Consider the following 23,811-nt stretch of genomic DNA (forward strand, 5'->3'; position numbering starts at 1 on the left):
CTGATGTCGCGAGAGCTTCTCGGTCACTACCGAAACCTACTCCAGGAGCAGTGGCTGCTCAAGGAAAGGATGTGTGTCACCTGGACACGTGAAAGCCCGGTCCGCGAGGTTGCTCTTGGATACAGCGCAGACCTCGGTTCCACTGAGCCGAGAAGACTGTCCGAGGTCTCCGACGAAGCCGATGAGAAGCTGCAGAGGGATGACTTCCCGAATGGAGGCGTCATTCTGATCGGAACGCTGGGCGACTGGAGCGTCGTATTGGAGCCCAACGGCCTGCAGGGAGCCCGGCCGGAAGTGCTGCGAGGCCTGTCGCTGAACAGCGAGACGTTCTACGTCTACTGCGGTTCCGACATCTCCCTGCAGTTCGGATACTGGCGTGGAGGGGAGTCACGGGTCGAAATTCGCCCTGACGGTGCCGAAGGCCAGAGATGGGGGAAGGCGCTGCAGGACCTGGACGCCTCGATGGGAGGCCTTTCTTGGGCCGGGAAAGTGAACGAGTGGAAGGCAGCAGCCTTCGCTCTGGCGGAACGCGTCACGGGTGTCACTCTCGATCTCGACTGGCTGAGGCGGACTCACACCCGATATGCCATCACCCGGTACCTTCCAGACGACCTGGTCCCCTGGGAATACGAGAACCATCCAGTGGTCGGCGAACCTGATCTGGCTCCCATCCTGGCTGACCCTCCTGGACATCTCGAAGAGATAATCGCTCTTGCCTCGCGCACAGTTGTCGCCGCACTCGGCCTGCGCACGCCTGTCGTCGACGCGGTGCTCGGGGCTCTGCCCCTGAAGCAGGCAGGCGACTCCAAGCTCAGGGAAGAACTGTCCGCGTTCAAGCGTCAACTCAGCCGGGAACGTAAAGAACGAGGCCGAAGCATGAGCGTGCGTGAAGCCAGGTTGCTGGAGAAGCGGATCCTGGCGACGGATGTCCTGGCTGGTGCCTTGGATCCGAATCCAAGGCGGGCCGCAATGACCGTGACGCGGCTGGCATGCAAGATCCGAGCAGATGAGGATTCGATGGTTCTCCTGGAAGTACTCTACCGTTGCGCCGTTTTCAACCCGTGAACGTTCCCCGATGACGGCTCTATGGATTTAGACGGGGATGGCTTGGTTCCGGCTCGCGCAGGTGGTTGCGAAGCGTGATCGGAGTCGTTAATTGACGGTGTTGCGGAAGCCGTAGGCGCAGCGGGCTTGATGACCCGGCCCGGTGACCGGCACCCCCATGGTGGTGCCGACCGCCTGAGCCGTCGCGCGGCGCGGGGCCAAAGATCGGTCGCCGTCAGTTCCAGGGGTCCCAGAAAGCGTGGTCGACGATGTCCTGCGACGGTACGAGCTCGACCGGGCCGTCGCCGTACCTGACGGGCAGGACGGCCCGCAGCAGGGCCAGCAGTTCCTTGTAGGTGTGGTCCACCTCCGTGGGCCGCCACAGGACGTGCCCTCCGCTCAGCCGTACGACCGGCCGCTCCCCCTCCAGGGTCAGCTCCAACCGGAGCACGCCGTCCCCCGGGTGCTCCGGCAGCGCCGAGGTGAAGGCGGCGCGTACCGCGTCGAGCCCGCCCCTGCGGACCGCGGCCTCGGCCTGTTCGCGGCCGGCCAGCTCGGCGAGCGCGGCCAGGACCTGTTCCCACGGCGGTATCCGTGCCGGGGTCAGCGGGATCAGCCCCGCGCATTCGAGCGACCGTTCGTGCCGCGCCTCGGCGTAACGGTGGTCGTAGCTGGACTGGTGGACATACAGCGCGTTCTCCTCGACCTGGTACGTCGTCACGTACAGCTCGTCCTCCAGCGAGAACACCCGGGTGTCGTACACCCGGTCCACCGCTCCCGAGGCGTCCAGCGCGTAGTAGGTGCGAACGCCCACACCGCCCGGGTCGGCGGGCTCACCGCCGAAGATCTCATCGAGGCCGGGAGGACCCATGTCCCACGGTTCCGACGGCCCGGCGACCAGCGTCCGCCCGTCCCGCATCCGCCAGCCCAGGGCGAGCCCCGCCTGCCCGCCTTCAGGACGATCGACCATGACGCCACCTCCAGGTGATCGGCTCACAGGGTAACCGTCCCGTCAGGGGCGCCGCGGCACGCGGAAGTCGCTCCGGCGCCGGGAACCGGTCACGGCCGGAGAGCGCGGGGAGAGCAGGTGGAGGGACTCGGGGCCGCTCATCGGAGCGAACGCTCCCGGCAGAGGTCGATGACCTGCCCGTTCAGGCGTAGGGGACGACGAGGCCCGACTCGTAGGCGTGGACGATGGCCTGGGCGCGGTCGCGCAGGCCGAGTTTGGCCAGCAGCCGGGCGACGTGGGTCTTGACGGTGTGCTCGGTGACGACCAGCTCCCCGGCGATCTCGGCGTTGGACAGGCCTTTCGCGATCAGCCGCAGCACCTCCAGCTCGCGGGGGGTGAGGTCGGCGGGAGGGTGCGAGCGGGGCCGCTGCCTGGCGAACTCGGCGATCAGCCGCCTGGTCACCTGGGGAGCGAGCAACGCGTCCCCCCGCGCGATCACCCGGACCGACTCCACCAGATCCTTCGCCCTGACGTCCTTGAGCAGGAACCCGCTCGCCCCCGCGGAGAGCGCGTCGTACACATAGTCGTCCAGGTCGAAAGTGGTGATCATGAGGGCTCGGGTGGGCAGCTCGGCGACGATCCGGCGGACCGCCTCGATGCCGTTCAGCTCCGGCATCCTGATGTCCATCAGTGCCACGTCGGGCCGGGACTGCCTGGCCAGCCGTACCGCCTCGGCCCCGTCGGCGGCGGTGCCCACGACGGTGACGTCCGGCTGGGCGTTCAGCACCGCGGCGAAACCGTGCCTGACGCTCCTCTGGTCATCGGCGACCAGAACACTGATCACGCCGCCGCCTCCACCCGCGTCAGCGGAAGGCCCGCCTCGATGAGGAAACCACCCTCGGGCGCCGTACCGGTGTTGAGCCAGCCCCCCAGCATGACCACCCGCTCCCGCATCCCGACCAGGCCGTGGCCGCCCGCGTTCGGGGAAGGTCCGGGGCCGTCGTCGCTCACCCTGATGGCCAGCGTGTCCTGCAGGTAGGCGAGCTCGATGCGCACGTTCGCGTCCGGCGCGTGGGAGCGGGCGTTGGTCAGCGCCTCCTGCAGGATGCGGTACGCCGACAGGTCCACGGCCGCGGGCAGCGGGACGGCGTCGCCGATGATGTCGAGATCGACCGTCCCCCCTGCCTTGCGGTGCTCTTCCAGCAGTTCGGGTACGCGTGCCAGGCCCGGCTGTGGCGAGGTGCCGCCCGCCCCGCCGTCGGTGCGCAGCACGCCGAGCAGCCGCCGCATCTCCACCAGCGTCTCGCGGGCGGTGGTCGCGATCTGCTCGAAACCCTCACGCGCCGGATCACTGAGATCCTTGATCGTGTACGGGGCGGTCTCGGCCTCCACCGCGATCCTGGAGATGGAGTGCGCCACGATGTCGTGCATCTCCCGCGCGATCCGAGCCCGCTCGGCCATGGCGGCCTGCTCGCGCTGCGCGGTGATCATCTGCTCCACGCTCTCCTGGCGGACCTCCTTGACCTCACCTCGGGCGCGGGCGAGGTCGACCAGGAGCGCGATACCGCCGACACAGAACGCGATCATGGGCACCACGGTAAGGGCGAGTTCGCCCCTGCCTGTCAAGACCAGCGACAGGCCCAGCATGAACAGCCCGGCCAGGACCATCACGGTCACCCTCCAGGCCTGCGCCCGCGGCAGCGGTCTGAGCAGGGTGTAGAGGGCGAGGGCGGCGGACGTGGCGATCGCGAGGTTGGACAGGGGATTGACCCCGTTGAGGAGCAGCCCGACGCCGCCGACAAACGTCGCGACCAGCGCGGCGGGCGGGTTCACCCGGCGAAAGGCCAGCGGCAGAGTCGCCAGCAGGAGGAACGGCATCGACATTCCGCCGTCCCTCCAGGCCGACCCGACGGCCCAGAGCGCAAGACCGACCCCGACGGTCGCGTCGAGGACGGGGACCGGGCCGATCTTTCTTTCCAGTAGCAGGTTGCTCGAAGTCATGCCCAGAATTGTGCGGGCAGGTAAGGAGCGTCCACGTCACTCGAAGGAATGATGTTCCCCAGTTCCCTGAGCCACCGATCGGCATCCCCACCTGCAGGCACCCCGGACCCATGGAACGGACGAGGTAGGTATGAGTCTGCAGCCGTTCATGACGACGTACGCGGCCACGGTCGCGGGCTGGCCCACCTCGTCGCGGGAGGTCGCGATGTGGTGCGGACGGCAGGAGTTCCCGCTGCCGGCGCAGGCGGAGTGGAACGCCGCCCAGCCGGTCGACTACACCTGGCTACGGCACAGGTGAGGGAGTCAACTCCGCATCACCGCCCCGAGTGAACGAAGTTCCGCGTCGACACCGTGCATGGTCGGCCTCCAGCCGAGTCCTTGTTCGGCGGCAGCGCTGGACAGGCGCTGGGAGTACGTCAGGGCCTCTGCGAACGGCCCCATGACGGCGAGGGCGGTCTGCAGGGACAGTGAGGCGACGGCGCCGCCGGCGCCGAGTGCGGAACTCGCCCGCATGGCGAAGTCCCTGAAGGACAAGGATTCGCCGTTGGCCGCCAGATACAGGGCGCCGGCCGGCGCTGCCTGCAACGCGCGGGCACACAACGTCGCCAGGTCCTCGACATGTACGAAGGCGAGCAGGTTGTCGCCGGCACCGACGTAGTGCGTCCGCCCGGAGGTTTTGACCTCGGCGAGAAGAGATCTCGCGACGAAGCCGTCGGTGCGCCCGTACACCATGGGGGCGCGCACGACCACCGACCGGACACCGCTGTGGGAGGAGCGACGTATCTCGGCTTCGAGGTCGGAACGCCAGCGAAGAAAAGCCGGGGGGTTGTCAGGTGTGTCGACGTCGACCTCGACATCCGGACCGGTATCACCCGTACCCAGTGAGCCCGTCACATAGACGAACGCCTTTCCGCTGCCGGTCAGCCGGGCGAGCACCGCCCGAACGGCAGCGATGTCCATATCCCGGAACGCATCGGAATCGGGTGCCAGCCAGGCGAAGACCACCGCATCGGCCTCTCCGGCCCTGTCGACCCACTGCGAGAGGTCCCCGACCTCACCTCGATGCGCTTTCACGCCCTTCCGGCGAAGGGCGTCCGCCGCTTCAGACGATCTGGCGAGCCCGACGACCTCATGTTCCTGCTCGATGAGCTTGTCAGCGATCGCACCGCCGATATATCCGCTGGCACCGACAATGAAAACTTCCACACAGACCTCTTACGACAGAAGGGGCAATCCGGTGAATCCCAGGATCGGGCCGGCTATCGCCGCATCCCGGGCACGCCGAGCGGCTGAGAACCGCCATACGCGAAGCTAAACCTTGACGTTAACGTCAACGCAAGCCGGTGCGTCGCTCCGGCTTCGGCTCATCCGCATGGGCGGTCAAACCCGACATTCGCCCGTACCCTCACTGAGAAAACACAGTTCGCGACAGTGCTCCTGTTCCGGTGAGCGGGCCAGGACATGGCAGGGCGGCTCGATGATGCGCAGCGTACGGCCGTCCACGGCGAGCCGGCCAAAGGACAGGTCGGCGGCCATGTGCGACGGCAGGATGTTCAGGCCCCGCTCGTCCCAGACCAGGTCCTCCTCCAAGGTGACCTCTTCGATACGCCCGCCGTCGCCGGTGTAGTAGGTCAGGCGGCGGGCTCCAGGTCGCGGCCGAGCCGGGGGTAGTGCCGGGCCAGCACCGCGAAGCGGTCGTGGTCCAGCCAGCTCAGCGCCGCGATCAGGGAGAATTCCTCGGGCTGCAGCATCGTCCTCTCCGCGGCGTTGCGCACGAGACCGGGGAAGTGGTTCGGTGGGATCCACTCCATGCCGAAGACGGACGTGCCCTTGTTCAGCATCACCCCGGAGTCGGCGTCGCCCGCCCGGCAGGCGACCTGGCGTCCGTCGTCAAGGTCGAACACCTGGAGTTCGTGGCGGCGAGTGGACGCCCAACCTCTTGTGCAGACCGCCAGCCATCGGCCGTCCGGGGACAACGAGCCGGTGACGATCCAGCCGTCGACGGGGATTTCGAGCAAAGGGTCGGCGGTCAGGGTGGCGCATGCCTCCTCCACGGTTCCGGCCGGGGTCGCGGCGAGCAGGTCGAACAGGGGGCGTGCCGGGCCGTCCGGCCGCCACCGCTCATCGAACAGCGGCAGGACCCGGTCCGCCTCGACGAGGGGGACCCGCTGCTGGACCAGGTCCCACAGGTCCGCCCAGCGCCGCTCCTCCGCCGGCTTCGCCACCGTGTCCTGCCAACCACGTCGATCGGTTCCGGTCATGCGCCCCTCCTGGCTTCGTGATCAGGGTAGGGACGCGGGAAGGTACGAGGCGTCTGCCGGGCGGGGGATTTCGAGGGGCTGGTGCGCACTGGAAGGCACCGTTCTCCCTGCTTCCTGGCCCGACGGAGTCACCAGGATCCTCGTGGACCGCAGAACGCCCCGAGGGGCGAAAGCGGGGCTTTCCTTGATCCGAGTGATTCCGAATGGCCCCCGCGCCGGGCCCGGCCACGATGCCGCGTCACAGGTCCGGAGATCTTCGGCGAGCCTCGCGGCGATGGGATACCCACCTTGGCGATAGTTGCGCGTCGCCCCTCGCTCCGTATCGTCCCCATCAGTGATCCCGACTGCGCGAGGAAGGATCGGCATGACCGACGATGTGGTGCGACGCGTTTTCCAGACAGTCGACTCGTTCGACCCCGACGAGTTCGTGCGGTTGCTGGCCGAGGACGCCACGCTGGTGTTCGGCAACGCCGAGCCGATGACGGGACGTGCGGCCATCGCCGCCGGGCTGCGGGCGTTCTTCTCCACCATCGGCGGTCTGCGGCACCGGATCGTCAGGAACTGGCAGGTGGACGCCGACGTCATCGCCGAGACCGAGGTGACCTACCGGCGGCTCGACGGCAAGGATGCCAGCGTCGTGGCCGTGTCGATCTGGCGCACCCGCGACGACGGCCTGATCACGGACTACCGCATATTCGTCGACCTCGCCCCCGTCCACCTGGTCTAGTGTCCACACGCACTTCACCCCGACTCAACCAGGTGAGCCTCCGGCCCGCAGTGGGCAGTCCGGCTAGGCCGTCCGAGCTGTCATGGCGCGCCAGCCGAAGGGGGCGGCGCCGAACAGGAGCACCACCCCGGACAGCACACCGCTGACGAACGGCACCCAGGCGACCGCGGCCGTCGAGGCCAGAACAAGACCGGCGGCACCGAGCAGGGTGAGAACCACACCGGGTACGGCGATGCCCCAGTCCTTCCAGACAGGCGCCAACGCGATGAAGTGCACACCGACCACGAACGCCACCCAGGCCACATTGGCCTGCTCAGGACGCCCCCAGGCGGCGAGCACCCGGAGTCCGCCGAAGAGCAGGATCGCCTCGGCAGCGACGACGACCAGGTAACCACGGCCGAACATGTTCCGCCGTGGGCCCGCGACGGACCGTTCCTTCCGGACTGTGGCGAACCACATGGCGATGACACTCACGGCCCCCAGGCAGGCGGCCACCCGCAGGAAGTTCACGATCACGGCGTCCAGCGGGCTCTGCGCGTTGACAACGACGAAGACCGCGCCAAAGACCGCACCAACCATTAATCCAGTCATTCGTTGCATGACATCATTGAATTCCATACCGGATTCCGTCTGCGCTGGGGCTGGGGCGAGAACCAGGTACGCCTGGCACTACCGCGCCGCGCCCCGCGGATAGGCCAGCACCGGCCCCATTCGGACGGTTCCGATATCCACCTCGTCGTCGGTGCGGGTATGGGCCCACACGTACCGGTACGCGCCGCAGGGCAGCGCCCCGGCCGTTCCGGGCGCAGAGGGACGACGAAATCACTGACCCCGATCGTGTCTGGGTGCCCGCACACCGTCACGGGCAGGCACTCCTTCATCGCGTTGACCCTCGCCGTGGCCTCACGGCGGAGGTTGAGGTGATCTCCTCGGTGCTGCTGTCACATTCGGCGAGAACGCAGGACGGCACGCCGTACCTTCAGGGTGCGGATTCGCTTTTATACCGTCGGCTGACTCGGCCGGTTCGTTTCGTCGCCGCGGTAGGACGTGAAGGACCCGGCGTCCGGCCGGTATCACCGAGGCGGGGGTGAGCTGAACGTGACCGAACCCCGTGGCGAGTTCCCCATCAGGATGAATGAGAACTATCGTGACCAGCATGGAAAATCCCCCTGAGCGCAGGGACCCCCAGATGTCGCACCTGCGCGCCTCGGACAGCAACAGGGAGCAGATCAGCACCCTGCTCGGTGAAGCCCTGAGCACCGGTCAGCTGAGCCACGAGGAGTACTCCGAGCGCCTGGACAGGCTCTACCAGGCCAAGACCGTGGGGGAGCTCGAGGTCCTCACCCGCGACCTACAGGTCGACCGGCACCGTCCGGCCGCGAACCCGGTGTCCTACCTGCCGGGTGCGAGCTCCGCACCCGAGAACATCGTCGCCATCTTCGGCGGTGCCGATCGCAAGGGCCGCTGGCGGATGCGGCGGCGGACCAGAGCGCTGGCCGTCTTCGGCGGCCTGCGGTTCGACCTGACCGGCGCCGAGTTCGAGGCGAAGGAGGTCGAGATCACGATCAACGCGATCTTCGGTGGGGCCGAGATCATCGTGCCCGAGGGGGTGGAGGTGCGCTGCCACGGCGTCGGCATCTTCGGCGGCTTCGACGTGCATGGCAGCCCGGACGTCGACCCGTCGGCGCCAGTGGTCGTGGTGAGGGGCCTGGCGCTGTTCGGCGGAGTGAGCGGTAAGACCCGACGCCGGCGCGAGCGCTGAGCGACGCGACTGAGGCACTTCGAAGACGCCAGGACGTGATCACGTCCTGGAGCACCGCGATCGTCCGGCACACTTGCCGGCACCGGCGTTCGTAGCCGGTCCGAGATCGTCTGCCGGCGTCCACGGGGATCAGGCAGAGGGAAACCACGGCGCCCCGCTTCACCGCCGTCACGCCGGTTTCATCGGTCGGCTTCCTCGAACTCGCCGGAGCTGTCCGCTCGGGCCGGCAGGAGCAGGGCGGTGATGACCACGACCACGGACAACACCGCGCCGATGACGAAGGCCAGCCGCATGCCGTCGAGGTTGGCGAGCGCCTCCGTGGCTCCGGCGGATCTCAGGGTCTCGGCTCGCGCGCTCATCACGGTGATCACCAGCGCGGTGCCGATGGCCGCGGAGACCTGTTGCAGCGTGCTCAGGATCGAGCTGGCGTGGGAGTAGAGCGGCGGTGGAACCGCTCCGAGCCCGAGGGTGAACACCGGGGTGAAGGTCGCGGCCAGACTCACCATCAGCAGCGCGTGCAGACCGAGGAGCTGCCAGAACGGCATGGTCATCGTGACCTGGGTGAAGCCGGTGAGCGCGAGCGTGATCCCGATCGCGCCGGGGATGACCAGAACCCGGCCGCCGAACCGGTCGAACAGGCGGCCGACGGTCGGACCGAGCAGCCCCATCGCGAGGCTGCCCGGCATCACGAGGAGTCCGGTCTGCAGGGGGCTGAGCTCGCGGACGTTCTGCAGGTACAGCGGCAGCAAGATCATTGAGCCGAGCATCGCCATGAAGGCCACCGACATCAGGACCAGCGCGACCGTATAGGTGCGGTGGCGCAGGGTGCGCAGGTCCAGTAGCGGTACGCCGCGCTTCTGCAACGACAGCTGGCGGACGACGAAGACGGCGATGGCCACCAGGCCGAGCGCCACGATCGCGACGGCAACGCGGACGTCACCGCCCTCGAACCAGCTGAGCCCGTAGACCAGGCCGCCGAAGCCGACAGCGGCTGTCACCACACTCAACCAGTCAATGGTGCTGAACCGGGGCTCTCCGACGTTCTTGAGCTGCTTCAGGCCGCGCCATGTGATCACGGCGGCGATGGGGAGCACCACGGCGAACAGCAGCCGCCAGGACCCGAACTGGAGGATCACCCCCGAGACCGTCGGACCCATGGCGGGCGCGACCGAGATGGCCAGTGAGACGTTGCCCATCACCCGGCCCCGGTCCGTCTCGGGCACCACCTGCATCAGCGTGGTCATCAGCAGCGGCATCATCACAGCCGTCCCGGACGCCTGGATGATGCGAGCGCCCAGCAGCACCTCGAACGTCGGCGCGACGGCGGCCAACGCCGTGCCGAGCAGGAACAGGCCCATCGCGGTGCTGTACGCGCTGCGGGTGGACACCCGCTGCAGGAACCATCCGGTGATCGGGATGACAGCGGCCATGGTCAGCATGAAGGCGGTCGAGAGCCACTGTGCGGTCTGCTCGGTGATGCGCAGCGCCTCCATCAGCCGCGGGATCGCGTTGATCATGATCGTTTCGTTGAGGATGACCACGAACGTGGCGAGCACCAGCAACCGGATCACGGCCGGGGTGCGACCTGAAACGGCGGTCGCGGGCTTGGCGGGTGAGTCGAGCAGTGGGCTGGACACGGCACCTCGATCGGGGTTGTCGGACATGGCGTGGTCATGGCTGGCGCCCCAGCCTTGGGTCTCACAAGAAGTCGCGGTCATGCAAAGAATGGCCGACACCACCGACAAAACTCATCGCCCGTCCCCAGCATTCCGGCCAGTGATGCGAAATGTCACCCGGTTTTCACCGGCGGACGACGATCTCCAGATCGCCCGCGGAAGCCCCCGAATCGCTCCTCCTCGGCGAGGCGTCCGCCGGATCACCGGACGCCCATCTCCCAGGTGCTGCGCGAGCAGATTGCCGACCCGCCGGGCATCATCGAGGAGTTGTACTTCGGCGTGCCCGCCATCCGGCACGACCATCGCCCGACTGGAGGAGGGCGACCGGCCGCCCGGCCACGGGACTCGCTGTTCTTCACGGCCGCCCCCTCGATCCAGCCCAGCGCCGAGTCGGGCAACCGGCCCGACTACCTGGCGGCCGATGTGCCCTGCGCCGGCACGATGACCGCACGCGCCCTGGCCCGCGTGTACGCCGCTCTCATCGGAGAGATCGACGGCGTACGCCCGATCTCACCCGAGCGCACCGCCCGGATCTCCACGGTGATCGCCGTCGAGGCAGACCGGGTTCTCGGCGTACCCATCCCCAAAGGACTCGGCTACTTTCTGGGCCTGCGAGAGATGGGTGGCCACACCCGCGCGTTCGGCGGTAAGGGCAGTGGTGGCAGCATCGCCTTCGCCGACCCCGCACACGGCTTCTCCTTCGCCCTGACCCACAACCGAATGGCCGCGCCACTCATCGACCTCGCCGCACAGATCGCCGGTCACGTCCGCGACCCGCTCAAGATCAGCCTCTGACCGAACCCAAGCGAGCCGGACAGGGATGTCCCCATCGCTCTTCGGCCCCTGGAAGGGACAGCCGTAGACGTTCCAAAGTCCGGTGCGGGTGTCGAACTCGACCGGCGGGCCCGATCGGGAGATGTCGTACCGCTCGACGATGCCGGACATCGCCTCTCCTTGGTTGAAGTATCCCTCTGCTGATGTACATCAGGACGACTTCTCGCGGTACCCCTTCCAGCGCTCGGACATCTCATCCGATTCCTGCGGGACGAAGGACTTCCGGGTCTCCTCCAGCCGGCCGCGCCGACGGGCCGGTCGCCGCCGAGGATCGACTCCACTCTCGACGAGCTTCCTTGGGCTGTTCACGGCGCGGGGTACCGCGATCGTGCCGGCAGGTCCTCACCGCGCATCTCCTTCCGCGTTAGGGCATGGCCGGGTGGGCTGTCACGGTCGTCGGCGCGTCCGCTCCGGTGAAGCCAGGTCCTGCTTCGGCGTTTCCGGGCGTTCGATACGGGCGGGGTCGCCGCGTACGAGCTCATCGTGGACGCGCCGGCGGGCGGTGGTGAGGGCGCGCCCCGCCGTCTCGTCGCCGTCCTCGATGCGCTGTCGCAGCAGCCGCATGGCGATGCGGCGGTTGAGGCTGAACTGCCGTTCGGTGTCGACCACGACGACGATCCCCGAGGGCCGGTGGGTCGCCCGTACCGCCGTGCTGGCCTTGTTCCGATGTTGACCGCCGGGGCCGCCGGTGCGGCAGGCGACGATGTCGACGTCCGCCTCCGCGAACGTCGTGTGCGGGGTGTCGACCTGGCACGGTTGGGCGATGACGTACCAGTTCTTTCGGCCCGTGCCGGCCCGGTAGGGGCTGGGAGCCTGCCAGCACAGGGTTCCGGTCCACGAGGCGGCGAACGCCTCGGCGCCGGCTCCCGAGATCTGGATCAGGACCGATCGGTAGGTGTCGGGCCGGTCACCGGGAACGGTCTCGGCCCGATGGGTCTCCAGGTTCTGCCGGGTGGCGTCGGCTTCCAGGCGGCGCAGCAGCCGGGCCAGCGCCCAGGCGCACTCCTGCGGGCCACGCCCGGCCGACAGGAGCAGGTGGACGCTCACCGCGCGCCTCGCTTGCGGCGCTGGTCCCGCCGGGGCGTGGATCCGAGATCGGGCGTCTTGTAGGTGACCAGAGGGACCGTGGTGGCCACGGGCGTGGCCAGGTCATGGTCGACGAGGTCGGCGATCACCTGCTCGATGCGCTTGTAGGCCGTCGGCGCCTCCTCGAAGAGCAGCTGGCGGTCGCCGCACACCACCAGCGACCCCACCGGCGTGCGGCGCAACTCCTCGACCGTGTGCTTGACCCGGCCCCGGCGCAGGGCGTCCGCACGCGACATCTTGCGGCCCGCGCCGTGCGCGACGGAATGGTTGGCGTCCGGTCCGGCGTGGGCGGCCACGAGGTAGGAGGGGGTGCCTCGCGTACCGGCGATGAGCACGTCGCGGCCGTCCCCCGGCGCCGCCCCCTTGCGGTGCAGGTAGACCCCGTCGCGAACCTCGACCAGGTTGTGGCACTGGTCGACGAGCGGCTCGGTGGGCTCGGCCCCCAGGGCATGGGCGACCCGGGCGGCCATCAACCGCCGGTTGAGCGATCCCCAGCGTACGGCGTCGTCATGCATCGCCAGATAGGCGCCGGGATCAGGGGCGGGGCCCGCGCCACAGGCCGCGGTGTGCGCCCGCAGGATCCGTTCGCCCAGCCCTCGGGAACCGCTGTGGACGATGAGAACCAGGTCGCCGTCGGCGAGTCCGAGACGGCTCGCGTGGTCCGGCTCGAAGACGGTCTCGATCCGCGCCAGCTCGACGAAGTGATTGCCCCGGCCCACCGTCCCGAGGCCCTCGACGTGACCGGCGGGGATATCGCCCTTCACAACGGCCCAGGCCGGGTCGTCGGCATCCTGCTCGGGATCCAGCGCGCGATCGAGGTCGGGGAAGCGGGCGGCGAGCTTCTCGGGTACGGCGCGCTTGAGCTTCATGGGGAACACGGCGATGCCGCAACCGATGTCGGAGCCCACCAGGAACGGGTACAGCACGGTCGACGCCATGGCGGCGCCGATCGGGGCGCCCTTGCCGGGGTGCAGGTCTGGCATCGCGGCGACATGCGTCATGCCGTCGAGGGCGGCCACCTGCCGGCACTGCGCGAGGGCGTCGGACTCGATCCAGCTCGCGGGGGAGGCGAACACGGTGACGGTGGCCGCCCCTGTGGCCGCGGTGGACGGCGGCAGGGACTCCTGCCGGGAATGTTGCTGAGACAAAAAGGCTCTCTTCCCTTAAAGGGGTATGGGCTGACAGCATTGCGGGACGCGTCGGCGCCGTGGCATCTCGGAGTGGTGGGGTGCTGTCCGTCAGAGCGTCATGGACACCACGTTCCCCGAGCCCACCACACGAGGCAAGCGGTTTTCGGTCGTACGGGCCTGCACGCACCGCCATCTCATGACGTGTGCGTTGCCGCGGTCGACACGCTGTGGCGTGGTTGTGGCCGAATGGCAGCGCTCAGTGCCAGGAGGCGCTGAGCGATACGTGGTCCCGCGCACCGAGTCCGGGGTACGGGCAGGTCGAGCCGGTCTTACAAAGTGCCCTGTCGGTTCCGGGGACCCTCGATAATCTTCGGATGCTGCGATTACTCCTGATGCTCCTGATGTTGACTCTGCTCGTCAGCGGCGGCAACCTCCTCGTCGGACAGCTCACCTTCGATGACCACGCCGCCCGCGCCGTCTGGACCTGGCGGACCAGCGGCGCGGCGGAGATCTGGCGCAACGGCTTCGTCCCGACGGAGGAGCTGAGCAAGATGCCGCACGACGTGGAGGAGCAGATCTCGAGTGACGAGGAGTACGGCTTCGCCGTGGCCGGCCCGCTCCCCCCGACCCCGGACGAGGCGCGGATCCGCTGGGACGACGGTTCCAGCACGCAGGTCTCCGTGATCAGCGCCCGCCACGCGCTCATCGCACTGTCCCCCTATGAGGAGGAGGCCTCCAGCCAGGACGATCGGGCGTACAAGATGATCGCCGCCACCTTCACGACCATGCGCCTGCGGACCCTGCGCGGCATGGCCACCGTCCCGGCGTGGCGGATGTACTTCTCCAACCTGCCCGGCCCGATCGACCGCGTCGCAGTCGACCGGGCCACGCTCGGCACCGTCGAAGACGCCGTCGGTGACCACCTGTCCCCCGACGTCAGAGGCTTCGAGGTGCTCGACGAGCGCACGCTGCGGGTGAACTACGACTACGGCGTCTGTGACATCCGAAAGATGCCGACCATCCACCTGCGGGCCGACGAGCGACCCGACGTCGTGGTCCTCGGAATCGAGGTCCACGACCACGTCGGTAGCGGCCTGTGTGCGGGCGTCGGCGCATTCGGCAAGGGCGTCGTCCGGCTCGGGGAACCGCTGGGCGACCGGGTGGTGCTGGATGCGAAAAGCCGGCTCCCCGTCTGCCTCCATTGGCCGGCCCCCTGCCGCCTCGGGTGACCTACGGGCGCAACCGGGCAACCGCCCAGTCCATCACTCGATGAACTGATCGGGCTTAGGACCTACTCGTCCGCGTAGAGCTCCGCCGCGCAGATCTCTCCGGTTTGGGACCGGAACGGGAAGTCCGCAAAGTGCCCCGAGAGGGGCTTGCGACGAGATGACCGCAGTTCGGAGGCCTGGCGGCTCAGAACATCGAGATGTGCACGTGGTCGATGTGGTTGGCGGTGTTGCCGCCTCGGTTGGACATCATCCTCCAGCCGGCGCCGGTGCGGACGTCGTAGTACTTCTGCTGCCAGATGATGTACATGACCCCGTACTTGTTGCCGTTGTCGATGGCCCACTGGGCGAGGCGGTTGCCCCTCTCCATGGCGTCGGCGGTGGGGACGCGGCCACCGGTGCTCATCATGAAGTCGCAGGCCCGGCCGGTGCCGTGTTCGCCCGGGTCGCCGGGGCGCAGGCAGCCGTAGCCGTAGGGCATGGGGAAGGTCTGCAGCACGATGTTGCGCATGGTGACCGTGCGGGGGGTCAGGCCGCCGTTGCCCGAGGGGGTCTGGAAGCCGTACTTGGCCAGCAGCCCCTCGATCCTGACCCGCTGCCGCTTGAGGTCGGCGATGTCCTTCTTGAGCGCGACGATCTTCGCGTCGGCGGCCTTCTCCGCGGTCTTGGCCTTCTTGATGAGGTTCTTGACCCGGTTGAGCTGGGTGGCGCGGCGGCTGGCCAGGTAGGACATGGTGGCGGCCTGGCTGAGGGCCATGGTGGGGTCGCCCTGGAAGCTCAGCAGGCTGCCGTCGTCCAGGGCGCCGCCCATGTAGGCGGTCTGGGCGAAGCGCACGATGTCGGCCTCGGCGGCCGCCAGGGCACGCTTGAGGCTTTTGGCGCTGACGGTGGCCTTGCTGGCCTGGACCCGGGTCTCCTCCAGGCTCTGCACCTGGCCGCGGTAGTTCTTGTTGATCTCGGCCGCCTCTTTGGTCAGCCTCTTGAGCTCGGCCTCCGGACTGGGCTTGACCACTCGGAGCGGGGCCGCCCCCGCCACGGCCGGCGACAGGAGCAGCGCCGCGAGCAGGGCGGCCAGGATCGCCGAGCGAGTCGGTCTCACGCTTCGCTCACCTCCGGTGCCCCCTCATGGACGGAGCGAAACTATAGAAGACGATCTTGAAGCTCGCCACCGGAACGGAGGAACTCGCGCACCATTGACGAACCATCTGCCTATTTAGGGTGATTTGAGTAAACATTTCCTGTCGTGTCACTGGTTTAACCCTGATGAATCCTCGCACAGGGCGCCCCACCTCGCCCATCCGGCAGAGACTTCTGTCATCCTTGCCATCGGAGACAGAACATGATTCGGTCTCAAGCAGTGGTGGGGCTTGTGGCGCCCTTCCCCGCGGATGACACTGTCGGATAACACTGTCCAAGCAAGCATTCGCTCAAATTGTGACTCTGGCCCGCCCACCAGGAGGCAACACATCATGCGCCAGCACGACACGCTCTTCATCGGGGGCGACTGGGTGGCCCCCGCCGGGACCGGCACCATCGACGTCATCTCCCCGCACACCGAGGAGGTGGTCGGCCGGGTCCCCGACGGCACCGCCGCCGACATGGACCGGGCGGTGGCCGCCGCCCGGCAGGCGTTCGACCACGGCCCGTGGCCCCGGATGACGATGCCCGAGCGCGCCGCCGTCCTGTCCAGGCTCGCCGAGCTCTACGCGGCCCGCCAGGGCGAGATGGCCGAGATCATCACGCTGGAGATGGGCTCCCCGATCACCTTCTCCCAGATGGCCCAGGCCCCGCAGCCGCTCGGAATGCTCCAGTACTACGCCGAGCTCGGCAAGACCTTCCCCGTAGAGGAGGAGCGTCCGGGCACGTTCGGCTCCGTGACCGTACGCCGCGAGCCGGTCGGCGTGGTGGCCGCCGTGGTCCCGTGGAACGTCCCGCAGTTCGTCATCATGATCAAGCTGGCCCCCGCCCTCCTCGCGGGCTGCACGATCGTGGTCAAGCCCGCGCCGGAGACCCCGCTCGACGCCTACCCGCTGGCCGAGATGGTCAAGGAGGCCGGCATCCCCGACGGCGTCGTCAACATCGTCGCCGCCGGACGCGAGGCGGGCGAGCACCTGGTCTCCCACCCGGGCGTGGACAAGGTCGCCTTCACCGGTTCCACCGCCGCCGGGCGCCGCATCGCGGCGATCTGCGGCGAGCAGCTCAAGCGCTGCACGCTCGAACTGGGCGGCAAGTCCGCGGCGATCATCCTGGACGACTGCGACCTGCCCTCCGCGATGGGCTTCCTGTCGATCGCCTCGCTGATGAACAACGGCCAGGCCTGCATCGCCCAGACCCGCATTCTGGCCTCGCGTAACCGCTACGACGAGGTCGTGGACGCGGTCTCGACGATGGTGCGCGGCATGCCGGTCGGCGACCCGTCCGACCCGGCGACCGGTATCGGCCCGCTGGTCGCCAAGCGGCAGCAGGAACGGGTGGAGGGCTACATCAAGATCGGCATCGACGAGGGGGCCAAGGCCGTCGTCGGCGGCCTCGATCGCCCCCACGACCGCGGCTGGTACGTGGCCCCGACCGTCTTCGCCGGGGCGACCAACGAGATGCGCATCGCCCGTGAGGAGATCTTCGGCCCGGTCCTGGCGGTGATCCCGTACGAGGACGAGGCCGACGCGATCCGGATCGCCAACGACAGCGACTACGGCCTGGCCGGGACGGTGTGGACCGCCGACACCGAGCACGGCATGGACATCGCCCGCCAGGTGCGCGCCGGCACCTACGGCGTCAACCTCTACATGGTCGAGACCAGCTCGCCCTTCGGCGGTTTCAAGAGCAGCGGCCTCGGTCGCGAGCTGGGCCCCGAGGGACTGTCGTCCTTCCTGGAGTACAAGTCGATCGCCCGCCTGGGCTGATCCGGATCCTTCGGGGGGTGCCCGTAGGTCTTACGGGCACCCCCCCGGACGTACGGCCCAGCACGCCCCCGCGACGCTGGGCGACCGCCTGACCGTCCCACGGCCCGTCGAACGACGGTCCGTGTCCCCGGACGGCTCCCGGCGGATTTTGCACGTCCACCATGGGTAGACGTGCCCTATCCCCCGTTAGTTCGCGAAACCACCAGCAGAGTTTGCCTGGCGATCTCGAACTCCTCGTCCGTGGGGATCACCGCGACCCGCACACCGCCTCCGTCGGGGGAGATGATCGTGCCGCCCCGCACGTTGCGCGCCGGGTCCACGGTGATGCCGAGCGCCCCGAGACCGGCCAGCGACCGCTCCCTGACCAGCGCGGAGTTCTCTCCCACCCCTCCGGTGAAGGCGATGACGTCGACGGTGCCGAGGACCGCGTAGTAGGCGCCGACGTACTTGCGGAGCCGGTGGCAGTAGACCGACATGGCCAGCTCGGCGTCCGGGTCGCCCTCGCTCACCCGCTCCGCCACCGCGCGCAGGTCATTGTCACCGCAGAGGCCGAGCATCCCGCTGCGGCGGTTGAGCAGCACGTCGATCTCGTCGAGGGACATGCCTCCGGCACGCGCCAGATAGAGGACGATCGCCGGGTCCAGGTCGCCGCTGCGGGTGCCCATGACGAGGCCCTCCAGCGGGGTCATGCCCATGGACGTGTCCACGCACCGCCCCGCGGACACCGCCGAGGCGCTGGCCCCGTTGCCGAGGTGCAGGACGATCACGTTGGCCTCCGGCCGGTCCGTGAGGAGCGCGGCCTGGCGGGAGACATACGCGTGTGAGGTGCCGTGGAAGCCGTAGCGCCGCACGCCCAGCCGCTCGGCCACCGCCTTGTCGATCGCGTACGTCGAGGCGGCCAGGGGGATCGTCGCGTGGAAGGCGGTGTCGAAGACGGCCACCTGCGGCAGATCGGGGCGGAGCCGCCGCGCCACCTCGATCCCCGTCAGGTTGGCGGGGTTGTGCAGGGGGGCGAGCGGGATGAGTTCCTCGATCTTCCTGACCACCTCGTCGGTGATCAGTGTGGGCTCGGTGAAGGTCGTGCCGCCGTGCACCACCCGGTGCCCGATCGCGACCAGCTCGGGAGAGTCGATGCCCAGCCCTTCGGCGGCGAGCAGGTCGGCGACCACCTTCAGGGCCGCCCGGTGGTCGGGCACCGGGGAGCCGGGCTCGCCGATCCGCTCCACCACTCCCGAGGCCAGGTGTTCGGCGCCGCTCAGCAGCCGGTACTTCACCGAGGACGATCCGGAGTTGAGGACCAGTACCCGGCTCACAGCGTGACCTCCTGTGCCTGAATGGCGGTGATGGCGACGGTGCTCACGATGTCGTCGACCAGGGCGCCGCGCGACAGATCGTTGACCGGCCTGCGCAGTCCCTGCAGAACCGGCCCGATCGCGACGGCCCCGGCCGAGCGCTGCACCGCCTTGTAGGTGTTGTTGCCGGTGTTCAGGTCCGGGAAGATCAGCACGGTCGCCCGGCCCGCGACCCGCGACCCGGGCAGCTTGGCGGCGGCGACGCGGGCGTCCACCGCCGCGTCGTACTGGAGGGGCCCCTCGACCAGCAGGTCCGGCGCGCGCTCGGCGACCAGGGCGGCGGCGGCGCGGACCTTGTCGACGTCGGCGCCGCTGCCCGACTCGCCGGTGGAGTAGGACAGCATCGCGACCCTCGGCTCGATGCCGAAACTCTCCGCCGTACGGGCCGAGGAGATCGCGATGTCGGCGAGTTGCTCGGCGTCCGGGTCGGGGTTGATCGCGCAGTCGCCGTAGACGAGCACCCGGTCGGCCAGGCACATGAAGAACACCGAGGAGACGATCGAGGTGCCGGGGACCGTCCTGATGATCTGGAAGGCGGGCAGGATCGTCGCGGCCGTGGTGTGCGCGGCCCCGGAGACCATGCCGTGCACGAGGCCCCGGCGCAGCATCATCGTGCCGAAGAAGTTGACGTCGACGACCATGTCCATGGCCCGCTCGAAGGTGACGCCCTTGTGCGCCCGCAACCTGGCGTACTCCTGGGCGAACGACTCGCGCAGCGGCGAGGTCAGCGGGTCGACAACGGTCACCCCCGACAGGCCGAGGCCTAGGTCGGCGATCCGCCGCCGTACCACGTCCTCCCTGCCCAGCAGGGTGATGTCGACGATGCCGCGCCGCAGCAGGATGTCCGCCGCCCGCAGGATGCGGTCCTCCTCGCCCTCGGGCAGCACGATGTGCCGCCGGTCGGCCCGAGCCCGCTCCAGCAGGGTGTGCTCGAACATCATCGGGGTGACCCGCTTCGAGCGGGTCAGCTCGATCCGGTCGGCCAGGGCTGCGGCGTCCACGTGCGCGTCGAAGTGGCCCAGCGCCGTCTCGATCTTGCGGGGGTTGTCCGCGGTGAGCCGCCCCTCCAGGCCCGCCAGGACGGTCGCCACCTCGAAACTGCCCCCGTCGGCCGCGAGCACCGGCATGCTGGGCGCCAGACGGGCGGTGAGCGCCCGTACGGCCGCCGTGGGCCGCTCCCCCACGGTGAGCACGACCCCGGCCGGTCTCACCGTACCGGCCGCCTCGGCGGCCAGCGAGACCAGCAGCAGGTCCGCGCGGTCGCCCGGCGCGATCACCAACGCGCCGTCGGCCAGGTGCTCCAGGAACACCGGGAGCGTCGCACCGCCGAACACGAATCCGAACACGTCGCGGAGCAGGCTGTCCTCGTCGCCCTGGATCAGCTCCGCGTCCACCGCCCGCATGACCTGCCCGACGGTCGGCGCCGACAGCGACGGCTGCTCGGGGATGGCGTAGCAGGGGACCGGGAGCTCACAGTCGACGACCGTGCCCTCGGGCACCCGGTTGGCGATCACCGCGAGCACGGTGCAGCCCAGGTCGGAGAAGACCTGGTAGCCGGTGCGCATCTCGGCCGCGATCTCCTCGGCGGCGTCGCCGTGCGCGCCCACCACCACGATCACCGGGGCGCCGAACTCGGCGGCCAGGCGGGCGTTGAAACCCAGCTCGCGCGGCAGGTCGTCGGTGTCGAAGTAGCTGCCGAGCACCAGCAGCGCGTCACACTCCCGCTCCAGCGTGTGGAAGCGGGCGACCAGCCGGCCGACGAGCTCCTCGACGCCCCGCTCCGCGTAGATCTCCGCGGCCTCCTCGGCGCTCACCCCCGTCGCCGCGGCGGCGGGCCGGTACCTGCTCCTGAGCAGCTCCAGGATGCGGTCCTCGCCGTCCCCGGTGATCGGCCGGAACACCCCCGTGCGGCCGGCCCTCCGGGTGAGCAGCTCCATCAGGCCGAGCTCGACGATCTGCCTGCCGTCTCCCCGCCCGAGACCCGCCACGTAGATACTCCGCATGCGCCCCGTCCCCCGCTGTGACCAATTCTCAAGAGGAGTAAACACCCTCTGGCGGACCGAAACGGGCGACGGCCCACCCACCGATGCGGCGGACCAACTCCGGGGTGGCCGCCGACTCCGCGTGGCCGTACCCGGGCTCGACCCACAACTCCTTCGGCTCGCTCGCGTACCCGTAGATCTGGTACGCGTGGTCGAGGGGGAAGAACGGGTCCGCGTCCCCGTGCACGACGAGCAGCGGTGCCGGTGAGATCCGCGCGGCCGCCGCGTACGGCGCCAGCGGCAACGGGTCCCACACACCCCTCATGATCCGGGTGTTCTTGCCCAGCCGGGTGAACAGCCGCCCGACCGGCCTCTCGATCGCCCAGTGCACCTGGCGCATCGGCCGGGTCCCCCGGTAGTACCACCGCGCCGGCGCGCTCACCGACACCACCGCGTCCACCCCGCCGAGCACCCCCGCGTGCCGCAGGGCCACCGCCCCGCCCAGGGAGAACCCGACGGTCACCACTTTGCGGTAGCCGATCGCCCGCGCGTGCCGCACCGCCGCGTCCACGTCGAGGATCTCCAGGTCGCCCACCGTCGACAGTCCTCCCGAGCGGCCGTGCCCCCGGAAGTCGAACGCCACCACCCCGCCGAACCCGCTGAGCACGTGGGCGATGCGGCGGGTGGCGCGTTCCCGGTGCGATCCGGTGAAGCCGTGGGCCAGCACGATCCCGAGGTCGGCCGCCCCGCGCGGCGGGGTGTGCGCGGCATCGATCCGCAGCTTGTCCCGGGTCATCAGCATCACGGGGAACGACGGTGCGTACGGCATGGATCCGAGCTTAGGCATCGCCCCTCCGGCAACCGGTCGTGACCGGCCTCATCCGGCGGAAACAAGGGGCTCGGAGCGTGAATTGCCGCACTTCATCTGTCAGAGGCGTGAGAGCGATTGTCCGGATCAACTAAAATGGGAGGGCCGCAGGTTCCGCGGCCGCCTCCACGATCACAGAGTGAGACTCCATCATGCCTTTGAACAGCCGCGACGACCTGCGGAACATCGCGATCATCGCGCACGTCGACCACGGCAAGACCACTCTCGTGGATGCCATGCTCTGGCAGTCGGGCGCATTCCGCGTCAACCAGGACGTGGACGACCGTGTCATGGACTCCAACGACCTCGAACGCGAGAAGGGCATCACCATTCTCGCGAAGAACACGGCCGTCAAGCACGGCGGTATGACGCTCAACATCATCGACACCCCCGGCCACGCCGACTTCGGCGGCGAGGTCGAGCGAGGTCTGTCCATGGTCGACGGTGTGGTGCTGCTGGTCGACGCCTCCGAGGGCCCGCTGCCGCAGACCCGGTTCGTGCTGCGCAAGGCGTTCGCCGCCAAGATGCCGGTCATCCTGTGCATCAACAAGGTCGACCGTCCCGACGCCCGGATCAAGGAGGTCGTGGACGAGGTCTACGAGCTCTTCATCGACCTGGACGCCACCGAGGAGCAGATCGACTTCCCGATCGTCTACGCCTCGGCCAAGGCCGGTCGCGCCTCGCTCAACCGTCCCGAGGACGCCGCCATGCCGGACTCCGAGGACCTGGAGCCGCTGTTCGAGGTGATCAAGGACACCATCCCGGCGCCGACGTACGACCCGACGGCCCCGCTGCAGGCGCACGTCACCAACCTCGACGCCTCCTCCTACCTGGGCAGGATCGCGCTCTGCCGCGTCCACCAGGGCACCATCAGGAAGGGCCAGCAGGTCGCCTGGTGCCGCACCGACGGCACCATCCAGCGGGTGAAGATCACCGAGCTGCTGATGACCGACGCGCTGGAGCGCAAGCCCGCCGAGGAGGCGGGTCCCGGTGACATCATCGCGATCGCCGGCATCCCGGACATCATGATCGGCGAGACCCTCGCCGACCCCGAAGACCCGCGCCCGCTGCCGCTCATCACGGTCGACGAGCCCGCGATCTCCATGACCGTCGGCACCAACACCTCGCCGCTGGTCGGCAGGGTCAAGGGCTCCAAGGTCACCGCCCGCATGGTCAAGGACCGGCTGGAGAAGGAGCTCGTCGGCAACGTGTCGCTGCGCGTCCTGCCGACCGACCGCCCCGACGCCTGGGAGGTACAGGGCCGCGGCGAGCTGGCGCTGGCCATCCTGGTCGAGCAGATGCGCCGCGAGGGCTACGAGCTGACCGTCGGCAAGCCGCAGGTCGTCACCAAGCTCATCGACGGCAAGGTGCACGAGCCGGTCGAGCGGGTGACCATCGACTGCCCGGAGGACTACCTCGGGGCGATCACCCAGCTGCTGGCCGTCCGCAAGGGCCGCATGGAGCACATGACCAACCACGGCACCGGCTGGATCCGGATGGAGTTCGTGGTCCCGGCCCGCGGCCTGATCGGCTTCCGCACCGAGTTCCTGACCGAGACCCGCGGCACCGGCATCGTGAACCACGTGTTCGAGAACTACGAGCCGTGGTTCGGCGAGCTGCGCACCCGCAACAACGGCTCGCTGGTGGCCGACCGGCCGGGCCCGGTGACCCCGTTCGCCATGCTGAACCTGCAGGAGCGCGGCGTGCTGTTCGTCCAGCCGACCACCGAGGTCTACGAGGGCATGATCGTCGGTGAGAACTCGCGTTCCGACGACATGGATGTGAACATCACCAAGGAGAAGAAGCTCACCAACATGCGCTCCTCGACGAGCGACACGACGGAGACGCTGATCCCGCCGCGCCAGCTCTCGCTGGAGCAGGCGCTGGAGTTCATCCGCGAGGACGAGTGCGTGGAGATCACGCCGGAGAACGTGCGCATCCGCAAGGTCGTCCTCGACGCCTCGACCCGCGCCAGGACCACCGCCCGCGCCAAGCGCGCCAACTGATCGC

General features: G+C 69.0%; 23 protein-coding genes. 9 read left to right on the forward strand and 14 right to left on the reverse strand.

Features of this window, described 5'->3' with window-relative positions:
* The first annotated feature begins 3 nt into the window (after positions 1–3).
* Positions 4–1,065, forward strand: coding sequence for a DUF6461 domain-containing protein (locus tag IG98_RS0118625; RefSeq protein WP_030913478.1), 1,062 nt, complete (start codon positions 4–6; stop codon positions 1,063–1,065).
* Positions 1,066–1,279: 214 nt separating this feature from the next.
* Here the strand turns inward: IG98_RS0118625 and IG98_RS0118630 are convergent, their stop codons facing one another.
* The 3 genes from IG98_RS0118630 to IG98_RS45030 all read right to left on the reverse strand — a co-directional run bounded on the left by IG98_RS0118630 (position 1,280) and on the right by IG98_RS45030 (position 3,994).
* Positions 1,280–2,014: a hypothetical protein gene (locus tag IG98_RS0118630; RefSeq protein ID WP_030913480.1), complete on the reverse strand. Its 735-nt coding sequence runs from the start codon at positions 2,012–2,014 to the stop codon at positions 1,280–1,282.
* Positions 2,015–2,195: 181 nt separating this feature from the next.
* Positions 2,196–2,837: a response regulator gene (locus IG98_RS0118635; protein WP_030913482.1), complete on the reverse strand. Its 642-nt coding sequence runs from the start codon at positions 2,835–2,837 to the stop codon at positions 2,196–2,198.
* Positions 2,834–3,994 (reverse strand): sensor histidine kinase, encoded by a 1,161-nt coding sequence (locus IG98_RS45030; RefSeq protein ID WP_051752416.1) that lies wholly within the window; start codon positions 3,992–3,994, stop codon positions 2,834–2,836. The genes IG98_RS0118635 and IG98_RS45030 overlap by 4 nt, the downstream gene beginning before the upstream one ends.
* Before the next feature lie 130 nt (positions 3,995–4,124).
* Between IG98_RS45030 and IG98_RS50605 the strand changes: the two genes are divergently transcribed.
* Entirely contained in the window at positions 4,125–4,292 is a 168-nt protein-coding gene (locus IG98_RS50605) for a hypothetical protein (RefSeq protein ID WP_157594404.1), read from the forward strand.
* 5 nt (positions 4,293–4,297) lie between these two features.
* Here IG98_RS50605 and IG98_RS0118650 read toward each other — a convergent pair whose 3' ends face one another.
* Positions 4,298–5,167: an NAD-dependent epimerase/dehydratase family protein gene (locus tag IG98_RS0118650; protein WP_245651632.1), complete on the reverse strand. Its 870-nt coding sequence runs from the start codon at positions 5,165–5,167 to the stop codon at positions 4,298–4,300.
* Between IG98_RS0118650 and IG98_RS53375 the strand changes: the two genes are divergently transcribed.
* Positions 5,057–5,287 (forward strand): hypothetical protein, encoded by a 231-nt coding sequence (locus tag IG98_RS53375; protein WP_245651636.1) that lies wholly within the window; start codon positions 5,057–5,059, stop codon positions 5,285–5,287. The genes IG98_RS0118650 and IG98_RS53375 overlap by 111 nt on opposite strands.
* A gap of 87 nt (positions 5,288–5,374) precedes the next feature.
* Here the strand turns inward: IG98_RS53375 and IG98_RS0118655 are convergent, their stop codons facing one another.
* Positions 5,375–5,584: a hypothetical protein gene (locus IG98_RS0118655; RefSeq protein WP_030913487.1), complete on the reverse strand. Its 210-nt coding sequence runs from the start codon at positions 5,582–5,584 to the stop codon at positions 5,375–5,377.
* Between the two features lie 41 nt (positions 5,585–5,625).
* Entirely contained in the window at positions 5,626–6,255 is a 630-nt protein-coding gene (locus IG98_RS0118660) for a hypothetical protein (RefSeq protein ID WP_030913489.1), read from the reverse strand.
* Positions 6,256–6,619: 364 nt separating this feature from the next.
* On the opposite strand from IG98_RS0118660, the gene IG98_RS0118665 reads away from it, so the two are divergent.
* A complete protein-coding gene (locus IG98_RS0118665; RefSeq protein WP_030913491.1) occupies positions 6,620–6,982 on the forward strand; it encodes a nuclear transport factor 2 family protein in 363 nt (120 codons plus the stop codon).
* 63 nt (positions 6,983–7,045) lie between these two features.
* Here the strand turns inward: IG98_RS0118665 and IG98_RS0118670 are convergent, their stop codons facing one another.
* The gene (locus tag IG98_RS0118670) at positions 7,046–7,573 is read right to left on the reverse strand and encodes a hypothetical protein (protein ID WP_211264024.1); all 528 of its coding nucleotides are present in this window, start codon (positions 7,571–7,573) and stop codon (positions 7,046–7,048) included.
* Between the two features lie 565 nt (positions 7,574–8,138).
* On the opposite strand from IG98_RS0118670, the gene IG98_RS0118675 reads away from it, so the two are divergent.
* Positions 8,139–8,744 (forward strand): DUF1707 SHOCT-like domain-containing protein, encoded by a 606-nt coding sequence (locus IG98_RS0118675; protein ID WP_051752499.1) that lies wholly within the window; start codon positions 8,139–8,141, stop codon positions 8,742–8,744.
* A 179-nt stretch (positions 8,745–8,923) separates the two neighbouring features.
* On the opposite strand, the gene IG98_RS0118680 is transcribed toward IG98_RS0118675, so the two are convergent.
* A complete protein-coding gene (locus IG98_RS0118680) occupies positions 8,924–10,408 on the reverse strand; it encodes an MDR family MFS transporter (RefSeq protein ID WP_245651619.1) in 1,485 nt (494 codons plus the stop codon).
* Positions 10,409–10,417: 9 nt separating this feature from the next.
* Here IG98_RS0118680 and IG98_RS0118685 point away from each other — a divergent pair, with 9 nt between their 5' ends.
* Positions 10,418–11,215 carry a serine hydrolase domain-containing protein gene (locus IG98_RS0118685; RefSeq protein WP_157594405.1) on the forward strand — a complete coding sequence of 266 codons (798 nt, stop codon included), beginning with the start codon at positions 10,418–10,420 and terminating at the stop codon, positions 11,213–11,215.
* 426 nt (positions 11,216–11,641) lie between these two features.
* On the opposite strand, the gene prfH is transcribed toward IG98_RS0118685, so the two are convergent.
* Both prfH and IG98_RS0118695 read right to left on the reverse strand, forming a co-directional pair.
* Positions 11,642–12,301: a peptide chain release factor H gene (gene prfH / locus IG98_RS0118690; protein WP_030913501.1), complete on the reverse strand. Its 660-nt coding sequence runs from the start codon at positions 12,299–12,301 to the stop codon at positions 11,642–11,644.
* Positions 12,298–13,488 carry an RNA ligase RtcB family protein gene (locus tag IG98_RS0118695; protein ID WP_030913503.1) on the reverse strand — a complete coding sequence of 397 codons (1,191 nt, stop codon included), beginning with the start codon at positions 13,486–13,488 and terminating at the stop codon, positions 12,298–12,300. The genes prfH and IG98_RS0118695 overlap by 4 nt, the downstream gene beginning before the upstream one ends.
* 356 nt (positions 13,489–13,844) lie before the next feature.
* Between IG98_RS0118695 and IG98_RS0118700 the strand changes: the two genes are divergently transcribed.
* Positions 13,845–14,699 (forward strand): hypothetical protein, encoded by an 855-nt coding sequence (locus IG98_RS0118700; protein ID WP_030913505.1) that lies wholly within the window; start codon positions 13,845–13,847, stop codon positions 14,697–14,699.
* 184 nt (positions 14,700–14,883) lie between these two features.
* Here IG98_RS0118700 and IG98_RS0118705 read toward each other — a convergent pair whose 3' ends face one another.
* Positions 14,884–15,795: a coiled-coil domain-containing protein gene (locus IG98_RS0118705; protein ID WP_030913507.1), complete on the reverse strand. Its 912-nt coding sequence runs from the start codon at positions 15,793–15,795 to the stop codon at positions 14,884–14,886.
* 370 nt (positions 15,796–16,165) lie between these two features.
* On the opposite strand from IG98_RS0118705, the gene IG98_RS0118710 reads away from it, so the two are divergent.
* Positions 16,166–17,599: an aldehyde dehydrogenase gene (locus IG98_RS0118710; RefSeq protein WP_030913508.1), complete on the forward strand. Its 1,434-nt coding sequence runs from the start codon at positions 16,166–16,168 to the stop codon at positions 17,597–17,599.
* Positions 17,600–17,775: 176 nt separating this feature from the next.
* Here IG98_RS0118710 and IG98_RS0118715 read toward each other — a convergent pair whose 3' ends face one another.
* From IG98_RS0118715 to IG98_RS0118725, 3 genes are read right to left on the reverse strand one after another with little or no spacing between them, the layout of a single operon-like run.
* Positions 17,776–18,912, reverse strand: coding sequence for an acetate kinase (locus IG98_RS0118715; RefSeq protein WP_030913510.1), 1,137 nt, complete (start codon positions 18,910–18,912; stop codon positions 17,776–17,778).
* Positions 18,909–20,954 (reverse strand): phosphate acetyltransferase, encoded by a 2,046-nt coding sequence (gene pta, locus IG98_RS0118720; protein WP_030913513.1) that lies wholly within the window; start codon positions 20,952–20,954, stop codon positions 18,909–18,911. Before pta ends, IG98_RS0118715 begins: the two co-directional genes overlap by 4 nt.
* Positions 20,955–20,982: 28 nt before the next feature.
* Entirely contained in the window at positions 20,983–21,780 is a 798-nt protein-coding gene (locus IG98_RS0118725) for an alpha/beta hydrolase (protein ID WP_245651620.1), read from the reverse strand.
* 173 nt (positions 21,781–21,953) lie between these two features.
* Here IG98_RS0118725 and typA point away from each other — a divergent pair, with 173 nt between their 5' ends.
* Complete coding sequence (typA, locus tag IG98_RS0118730) at positions 21,954–23,807, forward strand: translational GTPase TypA (protein WP_030913517.1); 1,854 nt, start codon at positions 21,954–21,956, stop codon at positions 23,805–23,807.
* The last annotated feature ends 4 nt before the right edge of the window (positions 23,808–23,811 follow it).

The sequence above is a fragment of the Streptosporangium amethystogenes genome, assembly GCF_000721075.1.
GTDB classification, from domain to species: Bacteria; Actinomycetota; Actinomycetes; order Streptosporangiales; family Streptosporangiaceae; genus Streptosporangium; species Streptosporangium amethystogenes.